The organism is Streptomyces sp. NPDC046261 (assembly GCF_040646235.1).
Taxonomy (GTDB): domain Bacteria; phylum Actinomycetota; class Actinomycetes; order Streptomycetales; family Streptomycetaceae; genus Streptomyces.
Window position 1 is genome coordinate 523,857 of sequence record NZ_JBEYZU010000002.1, and the last position, 14,658, is coordinate 538,514.

Annotated in this window: 12 protein-coding genes; 10 read left to right on the forward strand and 2 right to left on the reverse strand. The window is 71.2% G+C overall.

The window, feature by feature from the left end; genetic code table 11:
- Positions 1-19 precede the first annotated feature (19 nt).
- Positions 20-1,696 (forward strand): threonine/serine exporter family protein, encoded by a 1,677-nt coding sequence (locus ABZ956_RS06540; RefSeq protein WP_361887848.1) that lies wholly within the window; start codon positions 20-22, stop codon positions 1,694-1,696.
- A 37-nt stretch (positions 1,697-1,733) separates the two neighbouring features.
- Here the strand turns inward: ABZ956_RS06540 and ABZ956_RS06545 are convergent, their stop codons facing one another.
- A complete protein-coding gene (locus tag ABZ956_RS06545) occupies positions 1,734-2,231 on the reverse strand; it encodes an inorganic diphosphatase (protein WP_071962293.1) in 498 nt (165 codons plus the stop codon).
- 134 nt (positions 2,232-2,365) lie between these two features.
- On the opposite strand from ABZ956_RS06545, the gene dacB reads away from it, so the two are divergent.
- From dacB to folE, 6 genes are all read left to right on the forward strand, one after another.
- Positions 2,366-3,772, forward strand: a complete 1,407-nt coding sequence (dacB, locus tag ABZ956_RS06550; RefSeq protein WP_361887851.1) for a D-alanyl-D-alanine carboxypeptidase/D-alanyl-D-alanine-endopeptidase — start codon at positions 2,366-2,368, stop codon at positions 3,770-3,772.
- A gap of 77 nt (positions 3,773-3,849) precedes the next feature.
- Complete coding sequence (locus ABZ956_RS06555) at positions 3,850-4,965, forward strand: zinc-dependent metalloprotease (protein ID WP_361887854.1); 1,116 nt, start codon at positions 3,850-3,852, stop codon at positions 4,963-4,965.
- A 198-nt stretch (positions 4,966-5,163) separates the two neighbouring features.
- Entirely contained in the window at positions 5,164-6,222 is a 1,059-nt protein-coding gene (tilS, locus tag ABZ956_RS06560; protein WP_361887857.1) for a tRNA lysidine(34) synthetase TilS, read from the forward strand.
- A gap of 77 nt (positions 6,223-6,299) precedes the next feature.
- Entirely contained in the window at positions 6,300-6,839 is a 540-nt protein-coding gene (gene hpt / locus ABZ956_RS06565) for a hypoxanthine phosphoribosyltransferase (RefSeq protein ID WP_171083878.1), read from the forward strand.
- A 287-nt stretch (positions 6,840-7,126) separates the two neighbouring features.
- Positions 7,127-9,142 carry an ATP-dependent zinc metalloprotease FtsH gene (ftsH, locus tag ABZ956_RS06570; RefSeq protein ID WP_361888046.1) on the forward strand — a complete coding sequence of 672 codons (2,016 nt, stop codon included), beginning with the start codon at positions 7,127-7,129 and terminating at the stop codon, positions 9,140-9,142.
- A gap of 149 nt (positions 9,143-9,291) precedes the next feature.
- Positions 9,292-9,897: a GTP cyclohydrolase I FolE gene (gene folE, locus ABZ956_RS06575; RefSeq protein ID WP_361887860.1), complete on the forward strand. Its 606-nt coding sequence runs from the start codon at positions 9,292-9,294 to the stop codon at positions 9,895-9,897.
- Between the two features lie 58 nt (positions 9,898-9,955).
- On the opposite strand, the gene ABZ956_RS06580 is transcribed toward folE, so the two are convergent.
- Complete coding sequence (locus ABZ956_RS06580) at positions 9,956-11,065, reverse strand: alpha/beta hydrolase-fold protein (protein WP_361887863.1); 1,110 nt, start codon at positions 11,063-11,065, stop codon at positions 9,956-9,958.
- A gap of 175 nt (positions 11,066-11,240) precedes the next feature.
- On the opposite strand from ABZ956_RS06580, the gene ABZ956_RS06585 reads away from it, so the two are divergent.
- The 3 genes from ABZ956_RS06585 to ABZ956_RS06595 all read left to right on the forward strand — a co-directional run bounded on the left by ABZ956_RS06585 (position 11,241) and on the right by ABZ956_RS06595 (position 14,592).
- Complete coding sequence (locus tag ABZ956_RS06585) at positions 11,241-13,094, forward strand: phosphatidylglycerol lysyltransferase domain-containing protein (protein ID WP_361887866.1); 1,854 nt, start codon at positions 11,241-11,243, stop codon at positions 13,092-13,094.
- A gap of 131 nt (positions 13,095-13,225) precedes the next feature.
- A complete protein-coding gene (gene folP / locus ABZ956_RS06590) occupies positions 13,226-14,101 on the forward strand; it encodes a dihydropteroate synthase (protein WP_361887868.1) in 876 nt (291 codons plus the stop codon).
- Positions 14,098-14,592: a nuclear transport factor 2 family protein gene (locus ABZ956_RS06595; protein WP_361887871.1), complete on the forward strand. Its 495-nt coding sequence runs from the start codon at positions 14,098-14,100 to the stop codon at positions 14,590-14,592. The genes folP and ABZ956_RS06595 overlap by 4 nt, the downstream gene beginning before the upstream one ends.
- The last annotated feature ends 66 nt before the right edge of the window (positions 14,593-14,658 follow it).

The following is a 14,658-nucleotide window of genomic DNA, read 5'->3' on the forward strand; positions in this document are numbered from 1 at the left end:
AGTGCGTAATGAGGAGCACGTGGTGGCTGATCGGCAGCGGGGTGGCGGTGGCGCTCCGGACCAGGAGCCGGGCGAGGACCGCAAGCCGCACTCCGACGAGGCGCACAGCGCCTTCACCCCGCCGCTGGGGGTGCCGCTGCCGTCCCCTCCGGAGGACGAGCACCCCACGTCGGAATTCGCCATTCCGGAGGGCGTCTCGCCCGAGCCCGACACCGGGCCGGAAGGGTCGGCGTTCACCCTGCCCGAGGGCGCGGTCCCGGCCGGGGCCGGGCCGGCCTTCACCCCGCCGTACGGCATCCCCCGGGTCTCCCTCGTCAAGGAGGCCCCCTGGCAGGACCGCATGCGCACCATGCTGCGCATGCCGGTGGGGGAGCGGCCGGTGCCCGAGCGTCCGGAGAAGCCCGAGGAGCCCGGGCCGCCCGTACCGCGCGTGCTGGACCTGACGCTGCGCATCGGCGAGCTGCTGCTGGCGGGCGGCGAGGGCGCCGAGGACGTCGAGGCGGCGATGTTCGGCGTCGCGCACGCCTACGGGCTGGCGCGCTGCGAGCCGACCGTCACCTTCACCCTGCTGACCGTCAGCTACCAGCCGTCCCTCGTCGACGACCCGGTCACCGCCAACCGCACCGTGCGGCGGCGCGGCACCGACTACACCCGCCTGAACGCCGTCTACCGGCTGCTGCACGACATCACCTCGCACGGGCTCACCCTGGAGGAGGCATACGGCCGGCTGGCCGAGATACGCCGCAACCGCCACCCCTACCCCGGCTGGGAGCTCACCCTCGCCTCGGGCCTGCTCGCCGGCGCGGCGAGCCTGCTCGTGGGCGGCGGCGTCGTGGTGTTCCTCGCCGCGGCGGCCGGGGCCATGCTCGGCGACCGGCTGGCGTGGCTGGCCGCGGGGCGCGGGCTGCCGGAGTTCTACCAGTTCGTGGCGGCCGCGATGCCGCCCGCGGCGATGGGCGTGGCGCTGAGCACCGCCCATGAGTACGTGCACGTACAGGCATCCGCCGTGATCACCGGCGGGCTGTTCGCGCTGATCCCCGGGCGGGCCCTGGTAGCGGGCGTGCAGGACGGCCTGACGGGCTACTACATCACCGCCGCGGCCCGCCTGCTGGAGGTCGGCTACCTCATCGTCGGCATCGTCTGCGGCGTGCTCGTGGTCCTCTACGGGGGCGTGCACTTCGGCGGCGGGACGCTCAACCCCGAGGCCGCGCTGGAGCGGGTGGAACGGCCCGTCACCCAGACCGTCGCGGCCATGATCCTGGCCTTCGCCTTCGCGGTGCTGCTCCAGCAGGAACGTCACACCGTATGGATCGCCATGCTCAACGGCGGTGTCGCCTGGGTGGTCTACGGGGCGCTCGCCGACACCATCGGGGTCGACCCGGTGCCCGCCACGGCCATCGCCGCGGGGCTCGTGGGCCTCTTCGGACAGCTCTTCGCCCGCTCCCGGCACGCCTCGGCGCTGCCGTACGTCACGGCGGCCATCGGGCCGCTGCTGCCCGGTAGCGCGGTGTACTTCGCCCTGCTGAACTTCGCGAAGAACGAGCTCAACACCGGCATCTCCAGCCTCACCAAGGCGGCGGCCCTGGCGCTGGCGATCGCCATCGGGGTGAATCTCGGGTCCGAGATGGCCCGGATGTTCCTGAAGGTGCCCGGCGCGGCGGCGCGCCGGGCGGCAAAGCGGACGCGCGGCTTCTAGTCGTACGAAGCCGCGCGCCGGTGCGTCAGGGTGCTGCTCAGTGGTGCGAGCCGCCCGCGGCCTCGAGGCGCTTGTAGGAGGCCTCGATCTCGGCCTCGGCCTCGGCGCGGCCGACCCAGTCGGCGCCCTCGACGGACTTGCCCGGCTCGAGGTCCTTGTAGACCTCGAAGAAGTGCTGGATCTCCAGGCGGTCGAACTCCGACACGTGGTGGATGTCGCGCAGGTGCTCCACGCGCGGGTCGTTCGCCGGGACGCACAGCAGCTTGTCGTCGCCGCCGGCCTCGTCCGTCATGCGGAACATGCCGATGGCGCGGCACTTGATGAGGCAGCCGGGGAACGTCGGCTCGTCGAGGATGACCATCGCGTCCAGCGGGTCGCCGTCCTCGCCGAGGGTGTTCTCGACGAAGCCGTAGTCGGCCGGGTACGAGGTCGAGGTGAAGAGTCGGCGGTCCAGACGGATGCGACCGGTCTCGTGGTCCACCTCGTACTTGTTCCGCGAACCCTTCGGGATCTCGATGGTGACGTCGAACTCCACGGGTGGCTCCTTCATGATCAACACATACGTCTGGTGATTAAGTGTCCCCCACGTAGGTCTGTGGTGGCGAAAGGGGCTGGTCCGTGGTGCCTGATGCCGGACGGTGGCAGGTCAGGTGGTGGCGGGACGCCCCCGTGGCGCGGCGCCGAACCGTGCAGTTCACCGCCACGTCCGCCGTGGCCGGCTTCGTGATCGCAACCGGTGCGGTGGCGGCCGCCGGCCCCTGGGACGGAGGTCAGCGTAAGGCCGAACGGGTGCGCGCCGTGACCGCCGGGCGGGCGGGTGGCGAGGGTCACGCCGCCGCCGGGCGGGGACCGGCCGCCGCGCCGCCGGTGCTGGGCGCGCTGCGCGCCGGGCGGCCGGGGACGCGCGAGGGCCTGGCCGCCGCCCTGGAACCGCTCCTGCGGGACCCCGCGCTCGGCTCGGAGCACGCGGCGTCCGTCGTCGACGTGGCGACCGGGGAGCCGCTCTTCGGCGCCGGCCAGGACGTCGCGTACACGCCCGCCTCCACCATCAAGCTGGCCACGTCGGCCGCGGCGCTCGCCGCCCTGGGGCCCGAGCACCGCATCGAGACAACGGTGGCCGACGGGGGCGCCGGCCGGATCGTGCTGGTCGGCGGGGGAGACCCCACGCTCACGGCCCGCCCCGCCGAGGGCGCCGGGCCGCGCTTCGCGAGCCTGGCCGACCTGGCCGACGCCACGGCGCGCGCGCTCAAGGCGCGCGGGGTCGAGCGCACCACCCTCGCCTACGACACCTCGCGCTACACCGGGCCCGCGCAGCACGTCATCGGGACCAACGAGAACCTCGCCCCCGTCAGCGCCCTCATGGTCGACGAGGGCCGGCTGGACGACTCCTCCCGCGGACCCGCCGACCGTACGGCCGAACCGGCCGCGGACGCGGCGCGCAAGTTCGCCGCGATGCTGCGCGAGCGGGGCGTGGAGGTCGAGGGCGAGCCCACCGAGGGCGCGGCGGCCCCGGACGCGGCCCGCCTCGCCAAGGTCGCCTCAGCGCCGCTGGCCGACCTGGTCGAGCGGGCGCTGACCAACAGCGACAACGACATCGCCGAAGCGCTGGCGCGGCAGACGGCCCTCGCGTCCGGGCAACCGGCGAGCTTCGAGGGCGCGGCGAAGGCCGTCACCGACCGGCTGACGGCCATGGACCTGCCGATGGGCTCCGTCCGCATCGCCGACGGCAGCGGCCTGGACCGCGCCGACCAGGCGTCGGCGGAGTTCCTGGCCCACCTGCTCGCCCGCGCCGCCGACCCCAAGGCGCCCCGGCTGCGCCCGGTCCTGACCGGACTGCCGGTCGCCGGCTTCACCGGCACCCTGCGCGAGCGCTACGCCCGCGACACGGCGGGCCGCGCCACCGTCCGGGCCAAGACCGGCACGCTCACCGGGGTCAACACCCTCGCCGGCACCGCGCTCACCCCCACCGGCCGGCTGCTGTCCTTCGCCTTCCTGGCCTCCGGCACGCCCTCGGCGGACGGCGCCCAGCAGGCGCTGGACCGGCTCGCCTCGGCGGTGGCGTCGACCCTGGACTGAGCCGGCCCCCGACGGGCCCCGCGCCCGGACCGGGCAAGGCCTCTCCCCGATCCGGGCACAGCACGTACGGTGAAGTCATGACGAGCGTCGGTGGTACGGAGATGGTCGACTGGAAGCTCGCGGTGGCGACGGCGACTCGGCTCGTACGGCCGGGGCCGGAGGTCAGCCGGGACGAGGCGCGCGCGGTGGTCGCGGAACTGCGGCGGCACGCGCGCTCCTCCGAGGAGCACGTACGGACGTTCACACGAATGGCGCCACCGGCGGGCGGCGCCGGGGACACCCCCGTCCTCGTCGTGGACCGGGCCGGGTGGATCAAGGCGAACGTCGCGGGGTTCCGCGCGCTGCTGGGGCCGCTGCTGGAGAAGATGCAGGACAAGCGCGGGAACGCCCCCGGTGGCGCGGTCCTGGGGGCCGTCGGCGGCAAGGTGACCGGCGTCGAGCTGGGGATGCTGCTGTCGTTCCTGGCGTCCCGGGTGCTGGGGCAGTACGAGACGTTCGCCCCGGTCGGCCGCGACCTGCCGGGCTCGGCCGACGGCGGCGGCCGGCTGCTGCTGGTGGCGCCCAACATCGTGCACATCGAGCGCGAGCTCGAGGTCGACCCGCACGACTTCCGCCTGTGGGTGTGCCTGCACGAGGAGACGCACCGCACCCAGTTCACGGCCGTGCCCTGGCTCCGCGACCACATCGAGGGCGAGATCCAGACGTTCCTCGCCGAGACGGAGGTCGACCCCGCCACCCTGCTGGAGCGCCTGCGGGAGGCCGCCCAGTCGCTGGCGGGGGGCCGCCCACCGGAGGGCCGCAGCATCGTGGAGCTGGTGCAGACCCCCGCCCAGCGCGAGGTCCTCGGCCGGCTGACGGCCGTGATGTCCCTGTTGGAGGGGCATGCGGACTACGTGATGGACGGAGTCGGTCCGCTGGTCGTGCCGTCCGTGGCCGAGATCCGGGAGAAGTTCCAGAAGCGGCGGGCCAGCGGTGCCGGGCGGCTGGACGCCGCCCTGCGCAAACTGCTGGGCCTGGACGCCAAGCTGCGGCAGTACCGTGATGGCGAGCGGTTCGTACGGGCCGTCGTCGACGAGGTCGGTATGGACGGCTTCAACCGGGTCTGGACGTCGCCGAACACACTCCCGACCAAGGCGGAGATCGCCAAACCGGCGGACTGGGTCGCACGGGTGCACGGACGAACCGACGGGTGAGGCCGGCACGCCCCGTGCCGGATGAACGCTCCCGTAATCACCCGTCCGAGGGACCGTTTGCCGAGGGTGGGCGTGCGATGCTCGGGTAAAGGCTCGTCTCTGTCACCATCGACGCACACAGCGTGACTGAGGCTCGAAGTCGCAAGGCTACGGCCCTCTCCCGATGACCCTCCGAATGGAACGATTGGACACACGGACATGGGTCCACACCCCGCGGTCGCGGCGATACGCCTGGCGGTCCGCCGCGTACTCCACGACGTCCTCACCCTGGCTCCGCCCGCCTCCGTACCCAGCGGGACGCCTTCCGCTGCCTCATCGGCCCCCGACGCCTCCGCCCCCGGCATGCCCCCGCTCGTCCTGGTCGCCTGCTCCGGCGGCGCCGACTCCATGGCGCTCGCCTCCGCCCTCGCCTTCGAGGCCCCCAGGCTCGGGGTCCGGGCCGGCGGGGTCACCGTCGACCACGGCCTCCAGCCGGGCTCCGACCTCCGCGCCGCCGAGGTCGTCGCCCGCCTCGCCGCCTTCGGCCTGGACCCCGTCGAGGCCGTCCGGGTGGACGTCGGCCGGGAGGGCGGCCCCGAGGCCGCCGCCCGCGACGCCCGCTACGCCGCGCTGGACGCCGTCGCCGACCGGCACGGCGCCGCCGCGATCCTGCTCGGCCACACCCGCGACGACCAGGCGGAGACGGTCCTGCTGGGGCTCGCCCGCGGCTCCGGCATCCGCTCGCTGTCCGGCATGGCCACCGCCTCCGGCGTCGGCGGCCGCTACCGCCGGCCCTTCCTGGGCCTGGACCGGCAGACCGCCCGCAAGGCGTGCATGGTCCAGTCGCTGCCCGTCTGGGACGACCCGCACAACGCCGACCCGGCCTACACCCGCTCCCGGGTCCGGCACGAGGCGCTGCCCGTCCTGGAGAAGGCCCTCGGCAAGGGCGTCGTGGAGGCCCTCGCCCGCACCGCCCAGCTCTCCCGGGACGACGCGGACGCCCTCGACTCCTGGGCCGCCGCCGTGGAGACGTCCGTCCGCGACGACTCCGGCGACCTGGAGGTCGCCAAGCTCTTCGCCCTGCCCCCCGCGGTCCGCCGCCGGGTGCTGCGCCGCGCGGCCATCGCGGCGGGCTCCCCGGCCGGTTCGCTCTTCGCCCGCCACCTGGAGGAAGTCGACCGGCTGATCACCAGCTGGCGCGGCCAGGGGGCCATCAACCTGCCCGGGCGCGTCGCGGTTCGCAGGCAGGGTGGCAGACTGGTCCTCCGGCAGGGCTGATTCGAACGGGGCGACTCCGCCCTGTAGGCCGGACGAGTCTTGAACGAGCGAGAGTGGCGCGGGTGGACGACAAGGACATGGGCACCGATCTGAAGTCGGTGCTCATCACCAAGGAAGAGATCGACGCGAAGCTGGCCGAGCTGGCCGCGAAGATCGACGTGGAGTACGCGGGCAAGGACCTGCTCATCGTCGGCGTCCTCAAGGGTGCCGTGATGGTGATGGCGGACCTGGCGCGTGCGCTGTCCAACCCCGTCACCATGGACTGGATGGCCGTGTCCTCCTACGGCGCGGGCACCCAGTCCTCCGGCGTGGTGCGGATCCTCAAGGACCTGGACACCGACATCAAGGGCAAGCACGTCCTGATCGTCGAGGACATCATCGACTCCGGCCTCACCCTGTCGTGGCTGCTGTCGAACCTCGGCTCCCGCGAGCCGGCGTCGCTCAATGTCGTGACGCTGCTGCGCAAGCCGGAGGCGGCGAAGGTCGCCATCGACGTGAAGTGGGTCGGTTTCGACATTCCGAACGAGTTCGTCGTCGGTTATGGTCTCGACTTCGCGGAGAAGTACCGCAATCTGCCCTTCGTGGGCACGCTCGCACCGCACGTCTACGGCGGCTGAGGGCGTCCCCGGCACCTCTGCCGGCGCACCGCACACTCCGGCGCGCGGGAACCGTACCGGGTTTCCCGCCGTTGGAGCAGGGTGAGGGCGGGTTTATTGACCGTCCGCGGCGGCGTCGGGTGACAATGCTGGGGTACCGTCCGAAGGTCAGCCTTTTCAGGCTTTCAAGTCGAGCTTTCAAGTCAAGCTTTCAAGGTCGAGCAGGACACCGCACGCACAGGCACCCCGATCCGGGGTGACCGTGCCTCACTGTGGCAGGAGGGACGGGGCGCTCGCGCCCCGTATGGATGGACGTGAAGCGCTACTTCCGTGGGCCGGTCATGTGGATCGTGCTGGCCGTCCTCGCCGTGGTCGTGTTGATGCAGGTCGTCGGCTCGTCCGGCGGCTACAAGTCGGTGGACACCAGCCAGGTCGTGCATGCGATCGACAAGAATCTGGTGAAATCGGCCGAGCTGACGACCGGCGACGAGAACAAGATCAAGGTCGAGCTGATCAGCGGCCAGAAGATCAAGGGCTCCAGCAAGGTCCAGGCCAACTACATCGGCGACCAGGGCGTGGAGATCTCCAAGGATCTGCAGGCCAAGGCCGACGACGATGACCAGAAGACGCTGCCCGAGGGCTACAACGTCTCGACGTCGAAGCAGAACCCCCTCGTCGGGGTGCTGCTCTCGCTGCTGCCCTTCGTACTGATCGTCGTGGTCTTCCTGTTCCTGATGAATCAGATGCAGGGCGGCGGCTCCCGCGTCATGAACTTCGGGAAGTCCAAGGCCAAGCTGATCACCAAGGACACCCCGAAGACGACCTTCGCCGATGTGGCGGGGTCCGACGAGGCCGTCGAGGAGCTCCACGAGATCAAGGAGTTCCTGCAGGAGCCGGCGAAGTTCCAGGCCGTCGGCGCCAAGATCCCCAAGGGCGTGCTGCTGTACGGTCCGCCCGGTACGGGCAAGACGCTGCTCGCGCGCGCCGTCGCCGGCGAGGCGGGCGTGCCGTTCTACTCGATCTCCGGCTCCGACTTCGTCGAGATGTTCGTCGGTGTGGGTGCCTCCCGGGTCCGTGACCTGTTCGAGCAGGCCAAGGCCAACGCCCCCGCCATCGTCTTCGTCGACGAGATCGACGCCGTCGGCCGGCACCGTGGCGCGGGTCTCGGCGGCGGGCACGACGAGCGCGAGCAGACGCTGAACCAGCTGCTCGTCGAGATGGACGGCTTCGACGTCAAGGGCGGCGTCATCCTGATCGCCGCCACCAACCGCCCGGACATCCTCGACCCGGCGCTGCTGCGCCCGGGCCGCTTCGACCGGCAGATCGCCGTCGACCGTCCGGACATGCAGGGCCGTCTGGAGATCCTCAAGGTTCACCAGAAGGGCAAGCCGGTCGCCCCGGACGTCGACCTCGCGGCCGTCGCCCGCCGGACCCCCGGCTTCACCGGTGCCGATCTGTCGAACGTGCTGAACGAGGCCGCCCTGCTGACGGCCCGCAGCGACCGCAAGCTGATCGACAACCACATGCTGGACGAGGCGATCGACCGTGTCGTGGCCGGACCGCAGAAGCGGACCCGGATCATGAGCGACAAGGAGAAGAAGATCACCGCGTACCACGAGGGCGGTCACGCCCTGGTCGCGGCGGCCTCCCCGAACTCCGACCCGGTCCACAAGATCACGATCCTGTCCCGGGGCCGTGCGCTCGGCTACACCATGGTCCTCCCCGACGAGGACAAGTACTCCACCACGCGCAACGAGATGCTCGACCAGCTGGCCTACATGCTGGGCGGGCGCGCGGCGGAGGAGCTCGTCTTCCACGACCCGACCACGGGTGCCGCGAACGACATCGAGAAGGCCACCGCCACGGCCCGCGCGATGGTCACCCAGTACGGCATGACCGAGCGCCTCGGCGCGATCAAGTTCGGCTCCGACAACTCCGAGCCCTTCCTGGGCCGTGAGATGGCGCACCAGCGGGACTACTCCGAAGAGGTCGCCGCGCTGGTCGACGAAGAGGTCAAGAAGCTCATCGAGACCGCGCACAACGAGGCGTGGGAGATCCTGGTCGAGAACCGCGACGTCCTCGACAACCTGGTTCTGGCGCTCCTGGAGAAGGAGACGCTGAACAAGGAGGAGATCGCCGAGATCTTCAAGCACATCGTGAAGCGCCCGGCCCGCCCGGCGTGGACCGGTTCCTCGCGCCGCACCCCCTCCACCCGCCCGCCGGTGCTCTCCCCCAAGGAGCTCGCCCCGGCCAGCAACAACGGAGTGAACACCGTCGAGACGGTCGAGCTCCCGAAGGACACCTCCGGCACGTCGGAGAGCTGATCCCGGCCGCACAGCGATCCGGCCCTGACAGGGGCCGGAATGGATGCCGCGTTCCCCAGGTTTTAGCCTTGGGGGCGCGGCATCGCGCATATGCGCGCCCTTGAGAGGCCGCACTGGCGCGTACACGTACGAGAGAACGAGGCAAGCCCATGACCGACCCGGTGACGCTGGACGCCGAGGGTTCCATCGGCGAGTTCGACGAGAAGCGGGCCGAGAACGCCATCCGGGAACTGCTGATCGCGGTGGGCGAGGACCCGGACCGGGAGGGCCTGCGGGAGACCCCGGCGCGCGTGGCACGGGCCTACAAGGAGATCTTCGCCGGCCTCTGGCAGGAGCCGGTGGACGTGCTGACCACGACGTTCGACCTCGGGCACGACGAGATGGTGCTGGTCCGGGACATCGAGGTGTACAGCACGTGTGAGCACCACCTGGTGCCCTTCCACGGCGTGGCGCACGTCGGCTACATCCCGGCGACGAGCGGCAAGATCACCGGTCTGTCGAAGCTGGCCCGGCTGGTGGACGTCTACGCCCGCCGGCCGCAGGTGCAGGAGCGGCTCACGACGCAGATAGCGGACTCCCTGATGGAGATCCTGGAGCCGCGCGGCGTGGTCGTGGTGATCGAGTGCGAGCACATGTGCATGTCCATGCGCGGCATCCGCAAGCCCGGCGCCAAGACGCTGACCTCCGCGGTGCGGGGGCAGCTGCGCGACCCCGCGACGCGTGCCGAGGCGATGAGCCTGATCATGGCCCGCTAGCGGAAACGAAAGGGGCCTGCTCATCGGCAGGCCCTTTGTGGTTCGTGCTCGGTGTCGCTTACGCGCTGAGGCGGCTGCCCATCCACTTCAGGGTGGGGTTCAGCTCACGGCGCCAGGTGTTGAAGTTGTGGCCACCGCTGTCGAGGATGATCGAGGAGACCCGGGCGGAGCCCTTGGCCTGCTCGATGAACTTCAGCGTGTCCTTGTAGTTGTGCTCACCCTGCTTGCTGCTGGTGACCAGGACCGAGATGGGCGGCATCTTGGTGTTCTTCAGCCGCCAGAACACGTCGTTCTCGTTCTCCAGCTTCTTGCTGCCGCCGAAGAGGGAACCGGTCGTGGGGTCCTGCAGGGCCTTGTAGTAGCCGGAGAGGGAGGCCGCGGCGCTGAAGGCGTCCGGGTTGCGCATCGCGATCTTCAGTGCGCAGTAGCCGCCGGTCGAGTTGCCGATGATGCCCCAGTTCGCGGCCTTGTCGCCCACGCGGTAGTGCTCCGTGACGGCCTTGCGCAGGTCCTTGGTGAAGAAGGTCTCGGCCTGCGGGCCGTTGGGTATGTTGATGCATTCGGTGTCGCGCTGGCCGACCACGGACGGGCGCAGCATCACCAGGATGGTGGGCTGCATCTGCTTGGCCTTGGCGAGCTTGTGGGCGCGCACCGGGTAGTCCAGGCCCTTGATCAGGGCCTCGGCCGTGCCCGGGAAGCCGGTCAGGACCACCGAGGCCGGAAAGTTCTTCTTGGCGTACTCCGGCTGGAAGTACTCCGGGGGGAGGTAGACATAGGCCGGGCCGCTGATCTTGGAGTCCACGCCGGAGACGTTGATCTTCTCGATCTTGCCGCCGACGCGCGGGACGTCGCCCCGCGGCACCTTGACCGCCTGGGCGCTCACGACCTGTACCCGCTTGGCGCCGGCGCTGTGGTCGACGACCACGCCCTCGTTCTTGACCTGGCCGAAGAGGTCGGCCCACGACCCGTAGAAGCCGAAGGACTGGTTCGCCCACAGGCCGATGGCGGCGAACAGCGACAGCTGCGTGGCCAGCATCATGCCGACCCGGGCGAAGACGGAGCCGACGCCCTTCTTGCCCAGGCGGGGCCAGAGCCAAATGGTCAATGCGAAGAGCACTACCGCCGCCACGATGGCAAGCAGGAGTACTGCCATGCTGGTGAGACCCATGAGGTGCTGGTGCTTTCTGCCGAGCGACCCGGCGCCGAGTCGCGGAATGGTTACTTCTTTCCGGGCTCGGCCCCGCACGGAACCTCAACCCCGAAACCGTCGTCCTACAGGGCGCACATTGCACGGGTGCTGCCGCCAAATGGCGCAGGCCCACTCGACAGGACGACGGGAAGAGATGTCTGTCAGGGTAGATGGCAAAAAGTCCGACGAGGTTCCCCAGGGGCCGAAGTGGCTGTCGGTGCTTGCGCGTCTCGCGAAGGGACCAAAGCCCGAGCGCGTGCCTGCCGTCGTAGGGACGGTCGGTGCCCTCATCGGCCTGGCGGACATCGTGGCGGGGGTCGTCCCCAGGTTCCGCTTCAGCAAGGTCCACTCCCTTGCCGAGGTGCTGCCCGGAACGGTCTCGCAGCTGGCCGCGGCCGGCTCGATCGTCGTGGGCATCCTGCTGCTCATGCTCGCCCACGGCCTCAAGCGGGCCAAGAGGCGCGCCTGGCTCGCCGCCGTGGTCGTCCTGCCGATCGGCGCGGCCGCACAGCTGATCTACCGGCACTCCATCGTCGGCACGGTCTTCTCCCTGCTGCTCTTCGTGTACCTCCTGCGGCACCAGAACGCGTTCCCGGCCCTGCCGGACCCGCGCAGCCGCTGGAAGGCAGTGGCCAACTTCATCCTCCTGGGCGGCGTCAGCTTCGCCCTCGGCTGGGTGATCGTCGGCTCGCACCCGAAGCAGATGATCGGCGACCCGCCGGTGCTGGAGCAGATCGAGCACGTCATCTGGGGTCTTTTCGGTTTTGAAGGATCGATCCGCTACACCGGCGGCGTCGACTACACCGTCGGCTACTCCCTCGGCGCGCTCGGCTTGCTGACGGTCGCCACCACCGCCTTCCTGGCCTTCCAGCCGGCGTACCCGGCCCCCCTCCTCACCGAGGAGGCCGAGGACAAGCTGCGCGAGCTGCTCGACAAGCACGGCGAGCGCGACTCGCTGGGCCACTTCGCGCTGCGCCGCGACAAGAGCGTCGTCTTCTCCCCCAGCGGCAAGGCCGCCGTCTCCTACCGCGTCGTCTCCGGCGTGATGCTCGCCAGCGGCGACCCCATCGGTGACGTCGAGGCCTGGCCGGGCGCGATCGAGCAGTTCATGGAGCTGGCCAAGCGCCACTCCTGGACCCCCGCGGTCGCCGGCTGCAGCGAGACCGGCGGCGAGGTGTGGACCCGCGAGACCGGCCTGGACGCCCTGGAGATGGGCGACGAGGCCATCGTCGACGTCGCCGACTTCAGCCTCTCCGGACGCTCCATGCGCAACGTCCGCCAGATGGTCAAGCGCATCGAGCGCAACGGCTACAGCACCAAGGTGCGCCGCGTCGGGGACCTGACGCCCGAGGAGCTCGAGGTCGTCCAGAAGGCCGCCAACGCCTGGCGCGACACCGAGGACGAGCGCGGCTTCTCCATGGCGCTGGGCCGCATCGGCGACCCGAAGGACCTGGACGCGATCATCGCCACGGCCCACAAGGACCCGGAGGAGGGCGAGGACTTCCCCTTCGGCGACCTCAAGGCCATGCAGCACTACGTGCCGTGGGGCAAGGACGGCAGCTCGCTGGAGCTCATGCGCCGCGACCGCAGCGCCGACCCGGGCATGAACGAGCTGCTGATCGTCGCCTTCCTGCAGGCGGCGCCCGAGCTCAAGATCAAGCGCATGTCGCTGAACTTCGCGTTCTTCCGCTCCGCCCTGGAGCGCGGCGGCAAGCTGGGCGCGGGCCCGGTCGTGCGCATCCAGCGCGCCGTGCTGATCTTCCTCTCGCGCTGGTTCCAGATCGAGTCGCTGTACAAGTTCAACGAGAAGTTCCGGCCCCGCTGGGAGCCGCGCTTCATCGTCTTCCCGACCAGCCGCGACCTGCCCCGCATCGGCTTCGCGATGATGCAGGCGGAGGGCTTCCTGGAGCTGCCGCGGCTGCTGCGCCGCCGCCCGGCGGAGCCGCGCCCCTACCCGCAGGACGAGGACAGCGCGCCCGCGCAGAGCGAGGTCACGCGCGCGGCCTAGACCCGCGTGGCGCGAGCCGCCCGGCTCGCCTCGCCGAAGCCCTCCCCGGACACCGCCCGGGGAGGGCTTCCGCTTTCGTGGCCCCCGTGCGGTGCGGTGCCGGGCCCGCCGCACGCCCTAGGCTGGTCGGTATGAGTACGCTGCGCGGTCCCGTGGGGCCGGTCGGACTGCCCGAGTGGGACCGTTGTGCGGTGATGGGCGTGGTCAACGTCACCCCTGATTCGTTCTCGGACGGCGGGCACTGGTTCGACACCGCCCTGGCGGTCAAGCACGGCCTCGACCTGGTCGCCGGCGGTGCCGACCTGGTCGACGTGGGCGGGGAGTCCACCCGTCCGGGCGCGTCCCGGGTGGACGAGGACGAGGAGCTGCGCCGGGTGGTCCCGGTGGTCCGCGAGCTGGCGGGCGAGGGCGTGGTGGTGTCCGTGGACACCATGCGCGCCTCGGTGGCCGAGGCCGCGGTCGAGGCGGGCGCGGTGCTGGTCAACGACGTCAGCGGCGGTCTCGCGGACCGGGCGATGGTGCCGGTGGTGGCCGCGGCCCGGGTGCCGTTCGTGGTGATGCACTGGCGCGGCTTCAGCGCCGACATGAACAGCCGGGCCGTCTACGGGCCCGATGTGACCGGGGACGTCCTCGGGGAGCTGCGGCAGCGCGTGGACGCGGTGATCGCCGGCGGCGTCGAGCCGGAGCGCATCGTGGTGGACCCGGGCCTGGGCTTCGCCAAGAACGCCGGGCACGACCTGGCCCTGGTGGCCGGGCTGGGCCGGATCCGCCGGGAGCTTCAGCTGCCGCTGCTGGTGGCCGCCTCCCGCAAGCGGTTCCTGGGCCGGGTGCTGGCCGGGCCCGACGGCGACCCGCCGCCGGCCCGTGAGCGGGATGCCGCGACGGCCGCCGTCTCGACGCTGGCGGCACGGGAGGGAGCGTGGGCGGTGCGGGTGCACGAGGTGCGGGCGAGCGCGGACGCGGTGCGGGTCGTACGGGCCGTGCAGGGTGCCGAGGGGGCGGTGTGAGCGCCGCCCGTACGGACAGCGAGCGGGTCGAGCTGGCCAATACGGCCCTGTACGAGGCGGTGGAGCGCGGCGACACGGCGGCCATGGACCGGCTCTGGCTGAACGTGCCGGGCACCGAGGTCTCCTGCGTCCACCCCGGGTGGCCGGTGCTGCGCGGGCGGAACGAGGTCCTGCGCTCGTACGCCCTGATCATGGCGAGCACCGACTACATCCAGTTCTTCCTCACCGACGTCGAGGTGACGGTCGCGGGGGACACCGCGATGGTGACCTGCACGGAGAACATCCTCAGCGGCGCCCCGGCCGAGAACGAGGGCGAGCTGGGGCCGCTGGTGGGCCAGCTGGTCGTGGCCACGAACGTCTTCCGGCGCTCGGGTGACGAGTGGAAGGTGTGGTCGCACCACGGCTCGCCGGTCCTCGCGGGCCGGGAAGAGGAAGATGAGGACGAACCGGGTAATTCCGGCGGATCGGGCCCGGCTGAGCCGACGGGGTGACGTGGCGTAGGACACGTCAGTGTGAGGGGTATGTGACCACTCGTTCGAGCTGCTCGCCGACCGGGT

Bases quoted from the DNA above. Each gene is read 5' to 3' on its own strand.
- ftsH (WP_361888046.1), top strand. From the start codon at position 7,127: ATGGACGTGAAGCGCTACTTCCGTGGGCCGGTCATGTGGATCGTGCTG.
- ABZ956_RS06585 (WP_361887866.1), top strand. From the start codon at position 11,241: ATGTCTGTCAGGGTAGATGGCAAAAAGTCCGACGAGGTTCCCCAGGGG.
- folP (WP_361887868.1), top strand. From the start codon at position 13,226: ATGAGTACGCTGCGCGGTCCCGTGGGGCCGGTCGGACTGCCCGAGTGG.
- ABZ956_RS06555 (WP_361887854.1), top strand. From the start codon at position 3,850: ATGACGAGCGTCGGTGGTACGGAGATGGTCGACTGGAAGCTCGCGGTG.
- ABZ956_RS06580 (WP_361887863.1), bottom strand. From the start codon at position 11,065: ATGGGTCTCACCAGCATGGCAGTACTCCTGCTTGCCATCGTGGCGGCG.
- hpt (WP_171083878.1), top strand. From the start codon at position 6,300: ATGGGCACCGATCTGAAGTCGGTGCTCATCACCAAGGAAGAGATCGAC.
- tilS (WP_361887857.1), top strand. From the start codon at position 5,164: ATGGGTCCACACCCCGCGGTCGCGGCGATACGCCTGGCGGTCCGCCGC.
- folE (WP_361887860.1), top strand. From the start codon at position 9,292: ATGACCGACCCGGTGACGCTGGACGCCGAGGGTTCCATCGGCGAGTTC.